This is a genomic window from Proteus sp. fly-1013, from assembly GCF_040140245.1.
Taxonomy (GTDB): domain Bacteria; phylum Pseudomonadota; class Gammaproteobacteria; order Enterobacterales; family Enterobacteriaceae; genus Proteus; species Proteus mirabilis_B.
In genome coordinates this window covers 351958-372383 of sequence record NZ_JBEEWD010000005.1, presented here as the reverse complement: position 1 = coordinate 372383, position 20426 = coordinate 351958, and the positions used below count along the sequence as shown (strand labels likewise).

Annotated in this window: 20 protein-coding genes; 18 read left to right on the top strand and 2 right to left on the bottom strand. The window is 39.5% G+C overall.

All coding sequences use genetic code 11. The features are described 5' to 3' along the window. The first annotated feature begins 289 nt into the window (after positions 1–289). From ABN236_RS12240 to ABN236_RS12225, 4 genes are all read left to right on the top strand, one after another. Positions 290–1075: an endonuclease/exonuclease/phosphatase family protein gene (locus ABN236_RS12240; RefSeq protein ID WP_102949462.1), complete on the top strand. Its 786-nt coding sequence runs from the start codon at positions 290–292 to the stop codon at positions 1073–1075. Between the two features lie 185 nt (positions 1076–1260). Then, entirely contained in the window at positions 1261–2454 is a 1194-nt protein-coding gene (locus ABN236_RS12235; RefSeq protein ID WP_349474096.1) for an NAD(P)/FAD-dependent oxidoreductase, read from the top strand. Between the two features lie 11 nt (positions 2455–2465). Next, the gene (locus ABN236_RS12230; protein ID WP_194951114.1) at positions 2466–2864 is read left to right on the top strand and encodes a hypothetical protein; all 399 of its coding nucleotides are present in this window, start codon (positions 2466–2468) and stop codon (positions 2862–2864) included. A gap of 19 nt (positions 2865–2883) precedes the next feature. Next, positions 2884–4065, top strand: coding sequence for a methionine gamma-lyase (locus ABN236_RS12225; protein ID WP_349474095.1), 1182 nt, complete (start codon positions 2884–2886; stop codon positions 4063–4065). Between the two features lie 86 nt (positions 4066–4151). Here the strand turns inward: ABN236_RS12225 and ABN236_RS12220 are convergent, their stop codons facing one another. Then, positions 4152–5519, bottom strand: coding sequence for an L-histidine transporter HutT (locus ABN236_RS12220; protein WP_088494719.1), 1368 nt, complete (start codon positions 5517–5519; stop codon positions 4152–4154). A gap of 166 nt (positions 5520–5685) precedes the next feature. Between ABN236_RS12220 and queE the strand changes: the two genes are divergently transcribed. Continuing rightward, positions 5686–6357 carry a 7-carboxy-7-deazaguanine synthase QueE gene (gene queE / locus ABN236_RS12215; RefSeq protein WP_349474094.1) on the top strand — a complete coding sequence of 224 codons (672 nt, stop codon included), beginning with the start codon at positions 5686–5688 and terminating at the stop codon, positions 6355–6357. A gap of 79 nt (positions 6358–6436) precedes the next feature. Here the strand turns inward: queE and queD are convergent, their stop codons facing one another. After that, positions 6437–6802, bottom strand: a complete 366-nt coding sequence (gene queD, locus ABN236_RS12210; protein WP_349474093.1) for a 6-carboxytetrahydropterin synthase QueD — start codon at positions 6800–6802, stop codon at positions 6437–6439. A gap of 297 nt (positions 6803–7099) precedes the next feature. Here queD and cysJ point away from each other — a divergent pair, with 297 nt between their 5' ends. From cysJ to ABN236_RS12145, 13 genes are all read left to right on the top strand, one after another. After that, a complete protein-coding gene (gene cysJ / locus ABN236_RS12205; RefSeq protein ID WP_349474092.1) occupies positions 7100–8911 on the top strand; it encodes an NADPH-dependent assimilatory sulfite reductase flavoprotein subunit in 1812 nt (603 codons plus the stop codon). Next, positions 8912–10642, top strand: a complete 1731-nt coding sequence (gene cysI / locus ABN236_RS12200) for an assimilatory sulfite reductase (NADPH) hemoprotein subunit (protein WP_270754540.1) — start codon at positions 8912–8914, stop codon at positions 10640–10642. Further along, entirely contained in the window at positions 10639–11370 is a 732-nt protein-coding gene (locus ABN236_RS12195; RefSeq protein ID WP_349474091.1) for a phosphoadenylyl-sulfate reductase, read from the top strand. The genes cysI and ABN236_RS12195 overlap by 4 nt, the downstream gene beginning before the upstream one ends. Before the next feature lie 206 nt (positions 11371–11576). Then, positions 11577–13001, top strand: coding sequence for a siroheme synthase CysG (gene cysG, locus ABN236_RS12190; RefSeq protein ID WP_349474090.1), 1425 nt, complete (start codon positions 11577–11579; stop codon positions 12999–13001). Between the two features lie 11 nt (positions 13002–13012). Next, positions 13013–13921 carry a sulfate adenylyltransferase subunit CysD gene (gene cysD, locus ABN236_RS12185; RefSeq protein WP_194951108.1) on the top strand — a complete coding sequence of 303 codons (909 nt, stop codon included), beginning with the start codon at positions 13013–13015 and terminating at the stop codon, positions 13919–13921. Between the two features lie 11 nt (positions 13922–13932). After that, positions 13933–15384: a sulfate adenylyltransferase subunit CysN gene (gene cysN, locus ABN236_RS12180; protein WP_349474089.1), complete on the top strand. Its 1452-nt coding sequence runs from the start codon at positions 13933–13935 to the stop codon at positions 15382–15384. Continuing rightward, positions 15384–15998, top strand: a complete 615-nt coding sequence (cysC, locus tag ABN236_RS12175; protein ID WP_194951106.1) for an adenylyl-sulfate kinase — start codon at positions 15384–15386, stop codon at positions 15996–15998. Before cysN ends, cysC begins: the two co-directional genes overlap by 1 nt. 331 nt (positions 15999–16329) lie before the next feature. Continuing rightward, the gene (gene ftsB, locus ABN236_RS12170) at positions 16330–16620 is read left to right on the top strand and encodes a cell division protein FtsB (protein ID WP_036913758.1); all 291 of its coding nucleotides are present in this window, start codon (positions 16330–16332) and stop codon (positions 16618–16620) included. 39 nt (positions 16621–16659) lie between these two features. Further along, positions 16660–17406, top strand: coding sequence for a 2-C-methyl-D-erythritol 4-phosphate cytidylyltransferase (gene ispD / locus ABN236_RS12165; RefSeq protein ID WP_194951105.1), 747 nt, complete (start codon positions 16660–16662; stop codon positions 17404–17406). A 4-nt stretch (positions 17407–17410) separates the two neighbouring features. Further along, on the top strand, positions 17411–17896 hold the full coding sequence (gene ispF, locus ABN236_RS12160; protein ID WP_023582677.1) for a 2-C-methyl-D-erythritol 2,4-cyclodiphosphate synthase: 486 nt from the start codon (positions 17411–17413) through the stop codon (positions 17894–17896). Then, a complete protein-coding gene (truD, locus tag ABN236_RS12155; protein WP_088494729.1) occupies positions 17893–18945 on the top strand; it encodes a tRNA pseudouridine(13) synthase TruD in 1053 nt (350 codons plus the stop codon). The genes ispF and truD overlap by 4 nt, the downstream gene beginning before the upstream one ends. Further along, on the top strand, positions 18923–19687 hold the full coding sequence (gene surE / locus ABN236_RS12150) for a 5'/3'-nucleotidase SurE (RefSeq protein WP_088494730.1): 765 nt from the start codon (positions 18923–18925) through the stop codon (positions 19685–19687). Before truD ends, surE begins: the two co-directional genes overlap by 23 nt. Further along, complete coding sequence (locus ABN236_RS12145) at positions 19681–20307, top strand: protein-L-isoaspartate(D-aspartate) O-methyltransferase (protein WP_075673789.1); 627 nt, start codon at positions 19681–19683, stop codon at positions 20305–20307. Before surE ends, ABN236_RS12145 begins: the two co-directional genes overlap by 7 nt. Positions 20308–20426 lie beyond the last annotated feature (119 nt).

Here is a 20426-nt window from a genome sequence, read left to right as displayed (position 1 = left end):
GGTAGTTCAGTTGGTTAGAATACCTGCCTGTCACGCAGGGGGTCGCGGGTTCGAGTCCCGTCCGTTCCGCCAACATTAAGAAACCTAAGTCTAACGACTTAGGTTTTTTTTTGCTTAAAATTTAGAATAAACCACAAATTAATCAGAAATTTTTAAGTAATCATAACTATTATGCATTAAAATAATTACTTTTGTTGATTATAGTATCCTTTTAAAGGGTGAGAGCGAAGCTTGCCTTTGGTATACTTCAGTTATAGCAAGATATCTTGCTGTTTATCTGAGGTTGCTAATGGCGAAAAAACCGACTTATTCAGTGCGTTTTGTGGCAGGTCAACCTGTTGAAAGGATTGAGCCCAGCCCGCCTTTAAGTGAAAGAAAGGATACACTACCTATCGGAATGCCTCTTTACACTGAAGGCACTCTAAAAATTGCGGTTTGGAATATCTATAAACAGCAACGACTCAATTGGCGTAATATGTTGGAAACGCTTTCAACAGATACGCATTTGCTTTTGTTACAAGAAGCGCAAACAACACCAGAGCTTGTCCGTTTTGCTGGCACTCATCATTTAATTGCAGATCAAGTTCCTGCCTTGGCTTTTCAACAACACCCAGCAGGTGTGATGACATTATCAAGTTCTCATCCTATCTATTGTTGTCCTCTCAGAGAAAAAGAGCCTTTTTTAAGATTACCCAAATCCGCATTAATTACGGTATATCCGCTCATTACGGGTGATCATTTAATGGTCATTAATGTACATGCAATTAATTTTAGTTTTGGTGTTGATGTTTATCAGCGTCAATTAAGTAATTTATCTGTTCACATCACTCATCATAAAGGACCCGTTATTTTAGCGGGTGATTTTAATGCGTGGAGTCGCCCAAGAGTCAATGTATTAAAACGTTTTGCGAGAACGTTAAGACTTAAAGAAGTTATTTTTGATAACGATTGGCGAACAAAAGCCTTTGGTAAGCCTTTGGATTATATTTTTTATCGAGGATTATCGCTAAATAATGCAGAAGTACTGATCACTGATGCCTCAGATCATCATCCTTTAATAGCAACATTTTATTAATGAGTGATTATAATATTAGTTAATATTCAGGCGTTAATATTAAAATTAAATATGATTATATCACTTATCAATTAGATATATTATTTTATAAGTAATTTATCTATCTATTTAATCTATTTGTTATATTAATACCTTTTACTATACTTTTTTTGTTCTATCTAATATCACTAGATATAGGAAATAAAATGCCAACAAAAAATATAGTTATTATTGGCGGTGGTACCGGCGGAACTATTCTTGCTAATATCCTTGCTAAAAAATTAAATGACGAAATATTTTCAAATAAAATTAAAATAACGCTTATTTCAGATAATCCTAATCACTATTACAAACCTGCATTTATGTATATTGCATTCAATCTTTTTTTAAAAGAAGAGCTGATGCGATCAGAAAGAAGCTTATTAAGACCTGAAATCGAATTTATTATTGATAAAGCAGAACGTTTTGACTTTAATAATAAAGTTATTTATTGCGAGTCTAATAAAAAATACAATTATGACTTTTTAGTATTAGCAACAGGTTGTGTTCCTAGTCCTCATAGAATTGAAGGCTTAAAAGAAGCGGGAAATCATTTCTACCAATATGAAGCCGCTAGAACACTTGCTGATAAATTAGCTAAAATTGAAAAAGGCCGTGTATTTATTACGGTTAGTTTTCCTGAAACACCTAATGTACCTCATCAATGTGGTATTGCCCCTATGGAGACAACATTGATGCTGGACGAACTTCTTCGCCAGCGACGAGTGAGAAGTAATATTGAGATTGTTTATACCTATCCAACAGTTGCTCAACTTTTAAGAAACTGCCTGTTTATGCAACAAGAGGTTTGTGAAGTTCTTCCTGCGGTATTCTCTGAACGAGATATTAAAGCTAAACGAGGCTTTACGTTGAGCCATGTTGATCCTGATAAGAAAATCGCTTACTCAAAAGAAGGCGAGGCAGAACCGTTTGATATCCTTATGAGCACTCCACCTATCACTGCGGTTGAGGCGATCCGTAACACAGGTTTAAGTGAACATAATAATGGTGAAGGTTGGTTACCTACTGATCCTGAAACATTGCAAGTCTATGGTCTAAATCAAGTGTATGTTCTTGGTGATACGGTTGATTTACCAATTAGTAAAGCCGGTGGTAGTTGTCATAACCAAGCGGGTGTGATTGCAAATAATATCTGTGGTGAGCTTCGTTATGGTTATCCTGCTGCGATTTATGATGGTCGAGTGCAAGCTGTTGCACAAATGGGATTATCAGCAGGTATGCCATTACAGTATGACTATAAACATGACGTAATTCCTACACCACCAACAAAGCTGGGCGGGCTATTGCGTAATAGTTATAACCGAGGCTTATATTGGGCAACTGTTAGAGGATTATTATAGGGGATACAATAATGAGTGAGAATAATTTAAGCCCAGCAGATATTCAACTATTATCTGATGAAGATAAATTACATCTTCAACATTTATTAGAAAAAGCAAGACCATTATTGGCATTAAAGCGGTTTGATAATATCGTCGATTTATTATCTTTAATATCAGATTCAATAGATATTATGGATAATGCAACAGTTGAAAAACTTTCTGTTGCATTTGAAGAAACATTAATTCCAGTTTGGGAATTAAGTGCTGCTTATAATATGGCAAAGAAAGAATCTATTTATCAAGATAAAAAATATACATTAGGTTCAACTTTTGCATTATTAAGAAATCCTGATACCCTTAAAGGGATCTCAATTATTCTAAGAACAGTTCAAATTATCGGGGAAAATAACCAGCGAATAGAAAGTTAATTAATATTTAGGAGATATAATGACGCAAAGTAATAAACATTTTAATACTCAAGCAATACATTATGGTTATTCTCCGTTAGATTCTCAGGGGGCATTAGTGCCTCCTGTTTTTCAAACATCTACTTTTGTTTTTCCAACGGCACAATATGGTGCTGATTGTTTTGCCGGAAAACAAAAAGGGCATTTTTATTCTCGGATCTCAAACCCTACATTAGAGTTATTAGAAAAGCGTTTAGCTCAATTAGAAAATGGTGAAGGTGCTGTTGTTTTTTCATCTGGTATAGGCGCAATTACTTCTAGTTGTTGGTCATTGCTTAAACCTGGTGATGAACTTATTGCAGATATGACACTTTATGGCTGTACTTTTACGTTTTTCAATCATGGGCTCGCTAAATTCGGCATTAAAATAAAGCATGTTGATTTAACTAACCTCGAAAAATTAAAAGAAGCGATCACAGAGAAAACAAAACTCATTTTCTTTGAGACTCCAGCTAATCCCAATATGCGAGTGAGTGATATCACAAAAATATCAGAAATTGCACATCAGCATAATATTTTAGTAATGGTAGATAGCACTTATTGCTCGCCTTATTTACAGCAACCTTTGGGGCTTGGTGCTGATATTGTTGTGCATTCTATGACTAAATATTTATCGGGTCATGGTGATGTAACAGCAGGTGCAATTATTACTACTCATGCTTTAGCAGATAAAATACGAGTTGAAGGTTTGAAGGATATGACTGGTGCTTGTCTATCTCCTCATGATGCCTCGTTAATTTTACGAGGCATAAAAACGTTAGGCATAAGAATGGAACAGATCTGCCAAAATACACAACGTATTGCACAATATCTTGAAGATAATCCTAAAGTCGAAACTATTTATTATCCTGGGCTAGCTTCATTTCCTCAATACGAACTTGCTAAGCGTCAAATGCGTTTAGCTGGAGGTATGATCGCCATTGAATTAAAGGGAGGAATAAAAGCAGGTAGAGAGTTTTTGAATCGCTTAAATCTCTTTAGCCGAGCGGTGAGTTTAGGAGATTGTGAGTCTTTAGCTCAACATCCCGCGACAATGACTCATGCTACTTATAGTGCAGAAGAACGACAAAGGCATGGTATTAGTGATGGTTTGATTCGATTATCAATTGGTCTTGAAGATGTGAATGATTTAATTGCTGATTTAAAACAAGCGCTGGCTTAGTGAAGATCGCATAATAAAGAAAAAGGCTGTGAATTAATCCACAGCCTTTATTGTTTAGCTCAGAATTGTTGACTCAGAAAAGTGATTTATTTCTGGTTCATTCTTGGTTTGATACCTACATAGTAGCCGATAGTTAAAATAGCTACCCATACCATACCGACAACCAAAGCCATTCTGGTTGACTCAAAATAGCCTAAAATTGCAATAACAAACGCCATAAAGACGATAGTCAGTGCTGGAGCAACAGGCCATAGTGGAACAGGGAATTTCAGTGTTTTCACTTCATCTGCGCTCATCTTACGACGCATCGCAACTTGAGAAAGTAAAATCATTAACCACACCCAAACTGTTGCAAATGTCGCAATAGAGGCGATTAAAACGAAGATTTGCTCTGGGATAAGGTAGTTAAGTACTACGCCCAGCAGCAAGACGACAGACATTACTAGCACAGTCATCCAAGGCACACCATTGCGAGTGAGCTTCATAAAGGATTTTGGTGCTTGTCCTTCTTGAGCCATGCCATACATCATACGACCAGCACCAAAGATATCACTGTTAATCGCAGAAATTGCGGCTGTGATAACCACGAGGTTTAAGATATTTGCCGCTGAATTGATCCCTAGATTTGAGAAAATCTGTACAAATGGGCTACCGTTATGGCCGATTTGTTGCCAAGGAAAAATGCACATTAGAATAAAAATCGTCAGTACATAGAACAATAAGATACGAAACGGTACGGCATTGATAGCTTTAGGAATGGTTTTTTCAGGATCTTTAGCTTCACTGGCAGTAATACCAATCACTTCAATCCCACCAAAGGCAAACATGACAATGGCGAGCGAGGCGATAACCCCTTCAATACCATTTGGCATAAAGCCACCAAACTCCCATAAGTTAGAGATACCAATAGGGTGTTCAGTTTGTTGACCAAAGCCATACATCATAATGACAACACCACCAATTATCATGGCGATAATTGCAGTGACTTTAACAATAGAAAGCCAAAATTCCATTTCACCAAATATCTTCACATGGCAAAGGTTTAAGGCACCAATAAAGCAAACTATCCCTAATACCCATATCCATTGATCAACATCTGGGAACCAGAGTTTCATATAGAAACCAAATGCCGTGACGTCAGCTAAACAGACAATCAGCATTTCAAAAACGTAGTTCCAGCCCGTTAAGAAGCCGGCTAAAGGCCCCATATAATGGCTTGCATATTGTGAAAAAGAGCCCGCAACAGGATGATGAACTGCCATTTCACCTAATGCACGCATAACCATAAATACTGCTGCACCACCAATAAGGTAAGCAAGCAATACCGCTGGGCCCGCTTTCTCAATGGCAGCCGCAGAGCCATAAAATAAACCTGTACCGATTGCAGAGCCTAGCGCCATGAAACGAATGTGCCGCCCTGATAATCCTCGTGAAAGTTGATTCTCTTTTTGCATCTAAAGTATTCCCATCTCTGTCCAACAGAGGAATGCTATCCTCTTTTTCAGTGTCTTCTCGCACGTTAGCTATTCAAAACAAACCATGTACCTTATCATAAAGCCTCTTACGGTGAGATAGTTATCTGTAATAATCATCAGCATTCATTGGATATCAGAGTTTCTTATGCAATACCCCATTAATGAAGTGTTTCAAACCTTACAGGGTGAAGGTGTTTTTACTGGCGTTCCTGCGCTTTTTGTTCGATTACAAGGTTGTCCTGTAGGTTGTAGTTGGTGTGATACCAAACATACTTGGGAAAAAGAAGACGAAAAAAAAGTTCCTCTTGGTGATATTCCTATTAAAACGCAAGAAAGTGATGCTTGGGGAGAAGCCAGCGTTGCTCAGATTTTATCACTTTTCCAACAACAAGGTTATAGTGCAAAACACGTGGTTATCACAGGAGGCGAGCCTTGCTTATATGATTTACGTCCTTTAACAGAAGGGCTAGAGCAAGCAGGTTTTGCCTGTCAGATAGAAACCAGTGGCACTCACGATATTTTATGTAGTGAGAAGACATGGGTGACACTTTCTCCAAAAGTGGGCATGAAGGGGGGCTTTACGGTATTAACCAGCGCAATTAATCGTGCTAATGAGATAAAACACCCTGTTGGACGTGAAAAAGATATTGAAGCACTGGATGCCTTACTGACATTACGCTCAGAGTACCCTGCACCTGTTGTTGCTTTACAACCTATTAGCTGTAAAGAGAGTGCGACAGCACTATGTATTAAAACCTGCATAGCGCGTAATTGGCGTTTCTCAATGCAAACGCATAAATATTTAAATATTGCGTGACCGTGTTTTTAATATAAAAAAATCAGCCAATAAAGGCTGATTTTCTTTTAGGTGATAACGGGTTAATGTTAAAACCGATTTATTCACCGCGATAAATACATCCTGCTGTACACGTCTCTTTCACCATCACCGCAGATAATAATGGTAATGACGGTTTTACTTGTTGCCAAATCCATTTTGCCAGCACTTCGCTGGTCGGATTTTCTAGGCCTTCAATTTCATTAAGATAGTAGTGATCTAGACGCTCAAGAGTAGGTTTAAATGCGGCTTTCACATCAGCAAAATCAATAAGCCAACCTGAATGTGTATCAACTTCACCTGTTAGCTCTAATCTAACAAGAAAGGAGTGCCCATGAAGACGTCCACATTTGTGGCCTTCAGGAACATGTGGCAAATGGTGAGCGGCTTCAAACTGAAAATCTTTAAAGATGGTGGTTGTCATCAAAACTCTCTTGACTTAATTAGTAAAAAAAAGACACAAATAGTACGAAGTGTACCAGTGTAGCCGATTTAGCGTATCACGCCTAATCTCCCTTAATCTTAATGGCTTATTATGTTCCTTTTTGCTTATTGATTATATTGGTAAAGGAAACCGATAAATAAATTTAGCATTTAAGGTTATTAGATAGAGCCAACAGGTCTTTAATTCACCTTCTAGTCGTGGGATACCCTCTCAATATTAGAAATATTATCAAAGAACAATAAAGCACAGATAAGTGCTTCGCTTTTTAAGGCAGGATAAATGAGCAATCAACCTCCATTATTATCAATGCTTCCATTAACACCGGAGCAATTGAATAAATTACAGGACGCAACAAAAGATCTCTCAACAGCGCAAATTGCGTGGTTATCTGGCTATTTGTGGGGGCAGCTTAATCCTTCTGTTGTATCCGCATCGACAGCGGTTACTTCAGTACACGTACCAGAGCAGGAAACCATTACATTGATCTCTGCTTCTCAAACGGGTAATGCGCGTCATCTTGCCGAACAGTTACGAGATAATCTGGTTGCTCACAAATTGAATGTAGAACTATATTCCGCAGGTGAATATAAGTTTAAGCAGATCCATAAAACAACAACCTTGATCATCATTGCATCTACGCAAGGAGAAGGTGATCCTCCTGAAGAAGCAATCGCTTTTTATAAATATCTGAACTCTAAAAAAGCGGCTGAAATGAAAGAAACGTCTTATGCAGTATTGAGCTTAGGTGATACTTCCTATGAGCATTTCTGTAAAGCAGGAAAAGACTTTGATGAGCGAATTGCACAACTGGGCGCAACACGTTTATTACCAAGAGTTGATGCTGATGTTGAATATCAAGCCGTTGCGGATGAATGGATAAAACAGCTTACAGAGATCTTAAAGGCAAGAGTTCCGACACAAAGCACGCAAGTCTTACAACAAACGCAATCAGGTACGACGGATACAATTGAGTCATCTATTTATCATCGAGATGCCCCTTTTACTGCCACATTACTGACTAATCAAAAAATTACAGGCAGAAATTCAGATAGAGATATTCGCCATATTGAAATCAGCCTTGAAGGTTCTGATTTGCAATATCAACCCGGTGATGCACTGGGGGTTTGGTTTAATAACTCGCCTGAAAAAGTTGATGAACTGATTGCTTTGTTGTGGCTAAAGGGTAATGAGTCTGTCACATTAAAATCTCAAACATTCACCTTAAAAGAAGCGTTACTGCATCATTGTGAGCTAACTCAAAATAGCGCACCTATCGTAAAAGCCTATGCCCAATTGACGCGGCATGAAGATCTATTGTCATTAGTGGCTGATAAAACCATGCTTCAGCAATATGCAGACAAACACCCTATTAATGAGATGGTACGCCAATATTGTGCTCAACCTACGGCACAAGATTTTGTTGATATTTTACGTCCACTGACTCCTCGCCTTTACTCTATTGCATCGTCACAACAAGAAGTAGAAGACGAAGTACACCTTACTTTAGGGGTTGTACGTTATGACGTTAACTCTCGAGCTTATACCGGTGGAGCCTCTGGATTTTTAGCAGATAGCTTAAAAGAAGGCGATAGCATCAATGTTTTTATCGAAAAAAATGCGCATTTTCGCCTACCTGAAGATAACACCGCACCTGTCATTATGATTGGTCCAGGTACAGGTATCGCACCTTTTCGAGGTTTTATGCAACAGCGCGACAATGACGCTGCAACAGGTAAAAACTGGTTATTTTTTGGTAATCCTCATTTTGTAGAAGATTTTCTCTATCAAGTGGAATGGCAACGTTATGTCAAAAGCGGTCTGTTAACTCATATCGATTTAGCATGGTCACGAGATCAAGCACATAAAATTTATGTACAAGATAAATTACGCGAACGTGGTAGTGAGATTTGGCAATGGTTACAGCAAGGTGCTTATCTTTATGTCTGTGGCGATGCGTCACAAATGGCAAAAGATGTTGAACAGGCGTTGTTAGATATTGTGATGGAGTATGGCAATAAAAATATTGAAGAAGCAGATGAATACTTAAGTGAGCTACGCCTAGAACGGCGTTATCAGAGGGATGTCTATTAAATGAAATCACACACTCAAGCGCCCTTAGTGGTTGAAGGGAAACTGGCTGATAGTGAACGCATGAAAAAAGAGAGTCACTTTTTACGCGGCACTATTACAGAAGACTTACAAAATGGTTTAACGGGTGGTTTTGAAGGCGATAACTTTCTATTGATCCGCTTTCATGGCATGTATCAACAAGATGACAGAGATATTCGCGCTGAGCGTGCGGAGCAAATGTTAGAACCTCGTCATGCAATGATGCTGCGTTGCCGTTTACCCGGAGGCATTATTTCGCCTAAACAGTGGCTTAGCATCGATAAGTTTGCGACTGAAAATACGCTTTATGGCAGTATTCGTATTACTAATCGTCAAACATTTCAATTTCATGGCATTTTAAAAGGCAATGTAAAACCTGCACATCAAATGCTGGTGGCAACAGGTCTTGATGCTTTAGCGACAGCGAACGATGTTAACCGTAACGTGTTATGTACTTCAAACCCAGTGCAATCTTCATTACACCAAGAAGCGTATGAGTGGGCGAAAAAAATATCAGAACATCTGTTACCTCGTACTCATGCTTATGCGGAAATTTGGTTAGATAAAGAGAAAGTAGCAACAACAGATGAAGAGCCTATTTTAGGAGAAACCTATTTACCGCGGAAATTTAAAACCACGGTGGTGATCCCACCTCACAATGATGTTGATCTTCATGCTAATGATATGAATTTTATTGCGATTGCTGAAAACGGGCATTTAGTTGGTTTTAACGTGCTTGTGGGGGGCGGTCTTGCAATGACACATGGCGATAAAAATACCTTTCCCCGCTTAGCCAGTGAGTTTGGTTATATCCCTATTGAGAATACATTGGCAATTGCAGAAGCCATTGTGACGACTCAGCGTGATTGGGGAAATCGAACTGAACGCAAAAATGCAAAAACAAAATACACACTAGAACGAGTTGGCGTAGAGACATTTAAACAAGAGGTTGAACGCCGTTCTGGAGTAATTTTTGAGGCCATTCGACCTTATGAATTTACCCATCGAGGCGATCAAATCGGTTGGTTAAAAGGTGTTGATGATAAATGGCACCTTACTTTATTTATTGAAAGTGGGCGATTGATTGATACGCCTGATGCTCCATTAAAAACGGGCGTGGCGGAAATTGCCAAAATCCATCAGGGTGATTTCCGACTGACTGCCAATCAAAATTTGATTGTGGCAGGTGTACCAGAAAGTGAAAAAGCCAATATTGAAGCGATTGCTCGTCGATATGGTTTGATTAATAGTGAAGTTACAGCACTGCGTGAACATGCGATGGCGTGTGTTTCTTTCCCTACATGTCCATTGGCAATGGCAGAAGCTGAGCGCTTTTTGCCTTCATTCACCGATACCCTTGATAGTTTGATGACAAAACATGGTGTGAGTGACGAGCATATTGTTGTACGTGTAACGGGATGCCCAAATGGTTGTGGTCGTGCTATGTTGGCAGAAGTTGGGCTGGTGGGTAAAGCTCCTGATCGCTACAACTTGCATTTAGGGGGCAATCGCATTGGGACACGTATTCCTAGAATGTATCGTGAAAATATTACCTCGCAAGAAATTATTGCAATACTCGATCCACTGATTGGCGAATGGGCGATTTCTCGTCATAACAATGAAGGGTTCGGTGATTTTCTTATCCGCACTAATATTGTTAAACCTGTACTGAATTCAGCGATTGATTTTTATGAAGTGCAGGAGGCGGTATGAGTCTATTTCAGCTTGCTTCGCTAAAACAGTTACCTGTTGAAGAGCAAACACATGCTTTGAGTGAGATTAATCAACAGTTAGAGCAATTAAGCGCCGTTGAACGTGTTACTTGGGCTTTAGAACATTTGCCTAAAGCCTATGTATTAAGCTCTAGTTTTGGTATCCAAGCTGCGGTATGTCTGCATTTAATCACTCGACAATATCCTAATATTCCTGTTATTTTGACCGATACAGGTTATTTATTTCCTGAAACCTATCAATTTATTGATACGCTGGCTGAGCAGTTACAACTTAACTTGAAAGTCTATCGAGCTGAAATATCTTCATCTTGGCAAGAAGCGCGCTACGGCAAACTTTGGTTAGAAGGTATTGACGGTATTGAACGTTATAACCAGATAAACAAAGTAGAGCCGATGGAGAGGGCATTAAAAACATTGCAGGCTCAAACATGGTTTGCTGGTCTTCGCCGACAACAAGCTAAAAGCCGTGAACATTTGCCAGTACTTTCAATCGCAAAAGGGATCTTTAAGTTTTTACCTATCGTTGATTGGGATAATAAGCAGGTCTATCAATATCTTAAAGAAAACGGCTTACCTTATCACCCTTTATGGGAGCAAGGTTATCTCTCTGTGGGAGATACTCATACAACTCGAAAATGGGAAGAGGGTATGAGTGAAGAAGAAACACGATTTTTTGGCTTAAAACGCGAGTGTGGATTACACGAATAACGCCATTATCTACCAATAAATAATTGGGGGAATAGAGTTTATCTATTGCCCTTTTTGTCTTTTCTAAAATAAATAACTAATTGAAAATACTTTATTTTTTCTTATTCCTTTCTGTTCCATCACATAGCTTTTTGTCATTTCATAACCTCTAAAGCACCTTTTATAGTCATTAGTTATAAAGTGAACAACGAAGGTGAAATGCGCGTATGGATTACCTACCCTTATTTGTGGAATTAAAAGAACGCCCAGTGTTATTGGTTGGTGGTGGTCATGTTGCTGCGCGTAAAGCTTTACTGTTGTTAAGAGCAGGCGCTCGCTTAAGAGTAATTGCACCTCAGCTATGTGATGAATTACACCTTGCTTATCAGCAAGATAAAATTGAATGGGTATCAGCAAAATATCAATCTGAACATCTATTAGGAATGATGCTTGTGATTGTAGCCACTGATGACAGTGTGCTTAATCAGCAAGTTTATCTTGATGCACAAGCACGGCATATTTTTGTCAATGTGGTGGATTCACAACCTCAATGCTCATTTATTTTTCCGGCAATTATCGATAGAAACCCCATTTTGATTGCCATTTCATCGGCGGGAAAAGCACCCGTTTTGGTGCGTATGATCCGCGAGAAATTAGAAGCCTTATTGCCAAGCTCATTAGGTGCAATGGCGACAATAGCCGGAAAATGGCGCAATAAAGTGAAACAGCACTTAGAGACTTTTCAAGCTCGTTGTCGTTTTTGGGAGCAAGCCTTCAGTGGTAAATTTGCTTCTTTAGTGGCAAGCGATCAATTAGCACAAGCAGAAGCCTTGCTTGAACAGCAATTGAAACAACAAGAGTGCCAACAAGGAGAACTTGCATTAGTTGGGGCTGGTCCCGGTGATGCAGGGTTATTAACACTGCGCGGTTTACAGGTTATTCAACAAGCTGAAGTTGTGCTCTATGACAGTTTAGTGAGCCTTGAGGTTTTAGAGCTTGTTCGCCGTGATGCTGACACTATTTGCGTAGGTAAAAGAGCCGGACACCATAGTGTTTCTCAAGAAGAAACCAATGCACTGATCGTGAAATATGCGCAACTTGGCAAACGCGTTGTTCGATTAAAAGGGGGCGATCCCTTTATTTTTGGACGAGGTGGTGAAGAAATTGAAGTTGCTATTGCGCATGGGATCTCTTTTCAAGTAGTACCGGGGATCACGGCTGCAAGCGGAGCGAGTGCCTATGCGGGTATCCCATTAACCCATCGGCAATATGCTCAAAGTGTCACCTTTATGACTGGGCATTGTAAAGCAGATGGGATCGAACCGGATTGGGCATCGTTAGCGCAAGCTAATCACACTCTCGCTATTTATATGGGGACAGCAAAAGCAGAGCTTATTAGCCAGCGTTTAATCAAACTCGGACGTTCTCCATTAACGCCTATCGCCGTGATTAGTTGTGGCACGCGTCGTGATCAGCAAGTCTTCACGGGAAATCTAACACAATTAGCGCAGTTAGCTGAAAAAGCACCGACTCCCGCTTTATTAATTGTTGGGGAAGTCGCTGCACTACATCACCAACTTGCGTGGTTTGGTGACAGACATGCTTATCAATCCTTACAGTCACTCCATTCACCTTTGGTTCATTTTGCCTAAATGAGGTTGTTATGAATGAAACACAGTTAACTCATCTTCAGCAATTAGAAGCAGAAAGTATTTATATTCTGCGTGAAGTTGTCGCTGAATTTGAAAATCCCGTCATGCTTTATTCAATAGGCAAAGATTCCTCGGTGATGTTGCATTTAGCTCGCAAGGCGTTTTATCCCGCGAAATTACCTTTTCCTTTATTGCATGTTGATACAGGCTGGAAATTTCGAGAAATGTATGAATTTCGAGATAAAACGGCTAAAGAATATGGCTTTGATCTTAAAGTTTATCGAAATCCACAAGGTGTAGAGCTTGGAATTAATCCGTTTATTCATGGTAGTGCAAAACACACCGATATCATGAAAACAGAAGGGCTAAAGCAAGCCTTAGATAAATATGGTTTTGATGCAGCATTTGGTGGTGCACGCCGCGATGAAGAAAAATCACGAGCCAAGGAGCGTATCTATTCGTTTAGAGATAGAAAGCATCGCTGGGATCCGAAAAACCAGCGCCCCGAATTATGGAGAAACTATAACGGACAGATTAATAAAGGCGAAAGTATCCGAGTATTTCCGTTATCTAATTGGACAGAACTCGATATTTGGCAATATATCTATTTAGAAAATATCGACATTGTTCCGCTCTATTTTGCAAAAAATAGACCTGTTATTGAGCGTGATGGCACCTTAATTATGGTTGATGACGACAGAATTGATCTAAAACCGGGTGAAGTTATCGCACAGCAAAAAGTGAGATTTAGAACGTTGGGATGCTGGCCATTAACGGGGGCGATCCCTTCTCAAGCAGAAACACTCCCTGCCATTATTGAAGAAATGCTGATTTCCACCAGCAGTGAACGACAAGGGCGTTTAATTGACAGTGATCAGTCGGCATCAATGGAACTGAAAAAACGCCAAGGTTATTTTTAATCGGAGGAAATATGGGACTTTTAGCCATAAAAACGAATCAACTTGTCGCAGGTGAAATTGCACAACAGGGCGGTGTAGAGCGCTATCTCAAGACTCAACAGAATAAAGGATTACTGCGATTTCTAACCTGTGGCAATGTCGATGATGGAAAAAGCACACTAATAGGACGTTTACTTCATGATACAAGGCAGATCTATGAAGATCAGCTTTCTACATTACAAAATGAAAGTAAAAAGATCGGCACTCAAGGTGAAAAACTCGATCTTGCTTTGCTGGTGGATGGATTAGCAGCAGAAAGAGAGCAAGGGATCACTATTGATGTTGCTTATCGCTATTTTTCAACTTCAAAGCGTAAGTTTATTATTGCTGATACACCCGGACATGCTCAATATACCCGCAATATGGCGACAGGTGCATCAACCAGTACGCTTTCTATTCTGCTGATCGATGCTCGAAAAGGTGTACAAGAACAAACTCGACGGCACAGTTTTATCAGTACACTCCTTGGGATCCGCCATTTAATCGTTGCAATCAATAAAATGGATCTGGTGGATTATCAGCAAGCAACTTTTGATTCGATCCAACAAGATTATCTTCATTTTGCCGATCAGCTCCCAACGGATCTAACCATTGAATTTGTTCCTATTTCTGCCCTTGATGGTGACAATGTGGTTTCTCCCTCATTGAATATGCCTTGGTATCAAGGAAAAACATTGCTTTCATTATTGGAAGATGCGCCGGTTAAATTAGGTTCAGACATGCAATTGCTACGTTTTCCTGTGCAATATGTAAATCGCCCAGATTTAGATTTTAGAGGGTACAGCGGTACGGTGTCTTCTGGTGTTCTTTATCAAGGTCAACAAATCAAAGTATTACCTTCGGGGCAACGTTCTACTATCAAACGTATTGTTACTTTTGATGGCGATTTAACACAAGCGAGTGCAGGACAAGCCATCACACTTGTTTTAGCTGATGAAATTGATATTAGTCGAGGGGATATTATCGTTGATGATAACGATACAACTGCCAATATTAGTACTCATGCATTAATTGACGTAGTGTGGATGTCAGAGCAACCCTTAGTGCAAGGGCATACTCTAGACATCAAGATCGCAGGCAAAAAAAGCCGTGCCAAAATAGAGAATATCCATTATCAAGTGGATGTGAATAAGCTCACCCAACAAGTCACAGATAACTTAAGTTTAAATGCGATTGGTAGTGTTGAAGCCTCATTTGAAGAGCCACTGGTGCTGGATAACTATCAAGCTAATGCAGATATGGGGGGACTTATCTTTATTGATCGACTAAGCAATGTCACAATTGGCGCTGGGCTTATTCGAGAAACAAGAGATAACGCGATACAAACTACGACACAATATGATGCTTTTGAAGTCGAGTTAAATCAACTTATCCGTCGCCATTTTCCCCATTGGGGAGCGAGAGATCTTCTTGGAGGAAAATAGTGGTGATAAGCAACGATATTATTTGGCATCCTCATAAAATTGGATTAAATGAACGCGAATCACAACAAGCACACAAAGGATGTGTGCTTTGGTTTACCGGTTTATCTGGCTCAGGTAAATCCACACTTGCCGATGCACTAGAACAAGCGCTTTATCAGCATTCACAAAAACATTCACTCATTCATACCTATCTATTGGATGGCGATAACTTACGTCATGGATTATGTCGTGATCTCGGATTTAGTGCTGAAGATAGGCACGAAAATATCCGCCGTGTGGGTGAAGTGGCTAAATTGATGGTAGATGCGGGACTGATTGTCTTAACGGCTTTTATCTCGCCTTACCAAAAAGACAGACAACAAGTTAGGGGAAGCTTTGATCAAGGAAGATTTATTGAGATCTTTGTTGATACACCACTTTCTATTTGTGAAGCCCGTGATCCGAAAGGGCTTTATCAAAAAGCAAGACGCGGTGAGATAAAGCAGTTCTCAGGTATTGATTCGCCTTATGAGCCGCCCATTGATCCTGAATTACATTTAGACGGCACACTTCCTATAAATACCCTTATCCAGCAGATCCTCACATACCTACGGCAAAAACAAATTTACTGTTAATTTTATGATGGTATTAAATTATCTCTACACAAATACCCGATAAAAAGGGGATATGTGTAGAGATAATGTATGTATTTAGAGTAAAAAATGCGTATTACGCCATGCTATTTCAATGCGGATTCACACATTAATTAAGTGTCCATTTATTTATAAATAACCCCCATAGCACTTCATCTTAATAAGAAAAAATCAAACCTTAGTCTGAATTTTATAGAAGTTATTCACGTTTATAGTGAGGATAATGGGAATAATAATGTAATATATTCCAGCGCTTTTGTGGCGTCTGTGGTTGAGTTGTGGGATGATTAGCCCATTAATCTTGGGGGTGGTAATGGGGAAATTAACAGTCTTACTTCTGATTTTACTTGGCTGGCTACAATATTCATTGTGGTTAGGTAAAAATGGTATCCATGATTACAACAAAGTAACTCAAGAAGTTGAATCTGCATTGGCGCAAAATACGCAGTTAAAAGAGCGTAATGATCGTCTATTTGCAGAGATTGATGACCTCAATGGCGGGCAAGAAGCACTAGAAGAGCGTGCTCGTAGTGAATTAGGAATGATAAAGCCTAATGAGACATTTTTCCGTATTGTGAGCGATAAATCTCAACCACGTCGTTAATTTATTGAATTAATAGTGTGTCCTGATACAAATATCATAATGAATATAACAAACTCTACTCTTCCTATTGTTGCCGTTATCCCGGCAGCCGGTATCGGAAGTCGAATGCAATCAGTCTGCCCAAAACAATATTTGAAGATTGGCGGATTGACTATTCTTGAACATACCATTAATGCCTTATTGAAACACCCACGTATAACGCAAATTATCGTGGCGATCAGCCCTAATGACAGCTACTTTCACACTTTACCTTTAGCACAAGATGAAAGAATAATAACGGTTAATGGTGGTGGCGAACGTGCTGACTCTGTATTGTCAGGTTTAGCGTATGTTACTCAACATTTTCCTGAAAACACATGGGCATTAGTTCACGATGCAGCAAGACCTTGCCTACATTTTGGCGATCTTGACCATTTAATTAAACTCATTGATGAAAACGTCATGGAACCTCACTTTTGTGGTGGCATTCTTGCGACACCTGTTCGCGATACAATGAAACGTAGTCATCAACAAGATAATCATATTGAACAAACAGTAGAAAGAACAACGCTATGGCATGCTTTAACGCCACAATTCTTTCCTGCATTGTTATTAAAACAAAATATAGAAAATGCACTCTCTCAAAAAGCAACGATTACTGATGAAGCCTCAGCGATGGAGTTTGCTGGATATGAACCTTTATTAGTTAAAGGTCGTGCAGATAATATCAAAGTTACTCAGCCAGAAGATTTAGCGCTTGCAGAGTTTTTCCTCTCACGCCAAATCACCAGTATAAGGAACACATAATAAAATGAGAATTGGACACGGTTACGACGTACATAAATTTGGCGGTGAAGGCCCTATTATTATTGGCGGTGTCAGAGTTCCTTATGAACAAGGGCTGTTAGCTCACTCTGATGGCGATGTAGTATTACATGCAGTGACAGATGCTATTTTAGGTGCAGTGGCAATGGGTGACATTGGCACATTGTTTCCTGATACCGACCCTGCATACAAAGGTGCAGATAGCCGTGTACTCCTTCGTGAAGCCTTCTCACGCGTAAGAGCAAAAGGTTACCGAATTGGTAACTTAGATGTCACGATCATTGCTCAGGCTCCAAAAATGCTACCTCATACACCACAAATGCGCGTCAATATCGCAGAAGATCTTCATTGCCACGTTGATGACATCAATGTGAAAGCGACCACAACAGAAAAGCTTGGATTTGTCGGTAGAAAAGAAGGCATTGCCTGTGAAGCCGTTGTTTTACTAATGAAAGAGTCATTACCTGAATGAGTGATTTACCTGAACTCCATTGGTTACATGGAAAACCACAAGCAACAGGTTTATTAAAGTCAATCCCTGAAGATTTTATTGTCTGTGAAGATCTTGGCTTCACCCTTGATGGGGAAGGCGAGCATGTCATGGTGAAAATCAGAAAAACAGGTTGTAATACGGCTTTTGTTGCTGAAAAATTAGCAAAATTTGTTGGGATCCATCCTCGTGATGCCAGTTACGCTGGTCTAAAAGACAGAAATGCAGTGACTGAACAATGGTTTTGTCTGCGTATGCCGGGTAAAGAGATGCCTGATTTCAGCCAGCTCGCTTTAGAAGGTTGTGAAATTCTAGAAACGACTCGTCAACAACGTAAATTACGTATAGGAACACTAAAAGGTAATCACTTTACATTGGTGTTACGAGAGATTTCTGATCGTGATTTTGTTGATGCTCGTTTGGCGCAAATAAAAGCAAAAGGTATCCCCAACTATTTTGGTGCTCAACGATTTGGTCGTAATGGTGATAATTTACGACAAGCCATGCGTTGGGCAACAGACGAAATCCGCGTAAAAGAACGAGGAAAGCGTAGCTTTTACCTCTCCGCAGCCCGTAGTGCGATGTTTAATCATATTGTCAGCAAAAGATTGGAATGTGATTTATATTCAAAAGTGATGCTCGGTGATGCAATGCAACTTCATGGGCGAGGTAGCTGGTTTGTTGTTGATGAAGCAGAACTAGCTCAAACACAAACTCGTTATGAAGAGCACGATGTTCATATTACTGCGCCTTTACCGGGTAAAGGTGATTTAGGTACCCAATCACAAGCATTAGATTTTGAAACTGAAAATCTGGCAGAATATGAAGCCTTCTGGTCGCTGGCTCGACAAGAACGTGTTGATAATACAAGACGTGCTATCAATGTATTACCAGAAAATATGTCATGGAATTGGGTAGACGATACCACTGTTTCTCTGTCATTCTTTTTACCCGCAGGAAGCTTTGCAACTAGCGTTGTACGTGAATTAATTTTATTAGGGAATGATGATGCTGAAAATATTGGTGAGTAATGATGATGGTGTGATGGCGAAGGGGATACAGACCCTCGCTAAAGCGTTACGCCAGCGTTATGATGTACAAATTGTTGCACCTGATCGTAATCGTAGTGCTGCATCTAACTCTTTAACAATCGACAGACCTCTACGCAAGCAAGAGCTTGAAAATGGGGATATTGCAATTGTTGAGGGGACACCAACAGATTGTGTTTATCTTGGTGTAAATCACTTAGTGCGCCCTCGTCCTGATATTGTGGTTTCTGGTATTAATCATGGTCCTAATTTGGGTGATGATGTTATTTATTCAGGTACAGTTGCTGCGGCAACAGAAGGGCGTTTTTTAGGTTTGCCTGCCATTGCTGTTTCACTTGATGGTGAAACGCACTTTGAGACAGCTGCTCAAGTAACTTGTGAAGTCTTGGCAATGTTACAACAAGTACCTTTAAGAGCGGGCAATATTCTAAATATTAACGTACCTGATATTCCTCTTGATGAAGTAAAGGGTTTTCGTATTACACGCTGTGGTAGTCGTCATGCATCACAACATGTTTATACACATACTGATCCTAGAGGGAATAGTCTTTATTGGATTGGGCCTCCAGGCGAAAAAAATGATGTAGGTCCTGATACAGATTTTGCTGCTGTTGATGAAGGTTATGTTTCGATAACCCCATTACATGTTGATTTAACAGCCTATAAAGCACTTGATTTACTACAAAATTGGTTAAATAAAGCAGAGGTCAAAAAAACATGTTAAGTCGGTCAATGAAAGACTTACTGACAATGTTAAAACAACATGGCATCAAGGATGAGAGCCTGTTGGAAGCAATGAGTAAAGTACCTAGAGAGCTTTTTATTGATGAAGCGCTTTCTCATAAGGCTTACGAAAATACGGCTTTGCCTATTGGCAATGGGCAAACTATTTCACAGCCTTATATTGTCGCCAAAATGACAACATTACTGGAATTACAAAGTACAGATTCTGTATTAGAAATTGGTACAGGTTCGGGATATCAAACTGCCGTATTAGCAAATTTAGTCCATCATGTTAGTTCTGTTGAGCGTATAAAGATATTGCAATGGCAAGCTAAACGACGTTTTAAACATCTTGATTTACATAATATCTCGACACGTCATGGTGATGGATGGGAAGGTTGGTCATCAAAAGCCCCTTTTAATGCCATAATAGTGACAGCATGTGCAACAGAAGTACCACAACAGTTATTGATGCAGTTAGCCGATGGTGGCAGGATGATAATACCTGTCGGTGAACAACAACAAATACTGAAGTTTATCCGACGTTTAGGTAATGATTTTCACTACCAATCTATAGAAACAGTTAGATTTGTTCCTTTAATTGCAGGCGAGTTAGCATAACTTCCAGATAAATCTGACCGTTTTTTATTACTGCTTTTTAATAGCTTGTCGTAATCTGCACTAATAAATGAAACATTTTCAAAAAATTGCAGTCTTTTTGTTTAACTCGACAAATTGCT

Bases quoted from the DNA above. Each gene is read 5' to 3' on its own strand.
- ABN236_RS12220 (WP_088494719.1), bottom strand. From the start codon at position 5,519: ATGCAAAAAGAGAATCAACTTTCACGAGGATTATCAGGGCGGCACATT.
- cysG (WP_349474090.1), top strand. From the start codon at position 11,577: ATGGATTACCTACCCTTATTTGTGGAATTAAAAGAACGCCCAGTGTTA.
- ABN236_RS12235 (WP_349474096.1), top strand. From the start codon at position 1,261: ATGCCAACAAAAAATATAGTTATTATTGGCGGTGGTACCGGCGGAACT.
- queE (WP_349474094.1), top strand. From the start codon at position 5,686: ATGCAATACCCCATTAATGAAGTGTTTCAAACCTTACAGGGTGAAGGT.
- ispF (WP_023582677.1), top strand. From the start codon at position 17,411: ATGAGAATTGGACACGGTTACGACGTACATAAATTTGGCGGTGAAGGC.
- cysD (WP_194951108.1), top strand. From the start codon at position 13,013: ATGAATGAAACACAGTTAACTCATCTTCAGCAATTAGAAGCAGAAAGT.
- surE (WP_088494730.1), top strand. From the start codon at position 18,923: ATGCTGAAAATATTGGTGAGTAATGATGATGGTGTGATGGCGAAGGGG.
- ABN236_RS12145 (WP_075673789.1), top strand. From the start codon at position 19,681: ATGTTAAGTCGGTCAATGAAAGACTTACTGACAATGTTAAAACAACAT.
- ABN236_RS12230 (WP_194951114.1), top strand. From the start codon at position 2,466: ATGAGTGAGAATAATTTAAGCCCAGCAGATATTCAACTATTATCTGAT.
- ABN236_RS12240 (WP_102949462.1), top strand. From the start codon at position 290: ATGGCGAAAAAACCGACTTATTCAGTGCGTTTTGTGGCAGGTCAACCT.
- ispD (WP_194951105.1), top strand. From the start codon at position 16,660: ATGAATATAACAAACTCTACTCTTCCTATTGTTGCCGTTATCCCGGCA.
- ftsB (WP_036913758.1), top strand. From the start codon at position 16,330: ATGGGGAAATTAACAGTCTTACTTCTGATTTTACTTGGCTGGCTACAA.
- cysN (WP_349474089.1), top strand. From the start codon at position 13,933: ATGGGACTTTTAGCCATAAAAACGAATCAACTTGTCGCAGGTGAAATT.
- cysJ (WP_349474092.1), top strand. From the start codon at position 7,100: ATGAGCAATCAACCTCCATTATTATCAATGCTTCCATTAACACCGGAG.
- cysI (WP_270754540.1), top strand. From the start codon at position 8,912: ATGAAATCACACACTCAAGCGCCCTTAGTGGTTGAAGGGAAACTGGCT.
- ABN236_RS12195 (WP_349474091.1), top strand. From the start codon at position 10,639: ATGAGTCTATTTCAGCTTGCTTCGCTAAAACAGTTACCTGTTGAAGAG.
- ABN236_RS12225 (WP_349474095.1), top strand. From the start codon at position 2,884: ATGACGCAAAGTAATAAACATTTTAATACTCAAGCAATACATTATGGT.
- truD (WP_088494729.1), top strand. From the start codon at position 17,893: ATGAGTGATTTACCTGAACTCCATTGGTTACATGGAAAACCACAAGCA.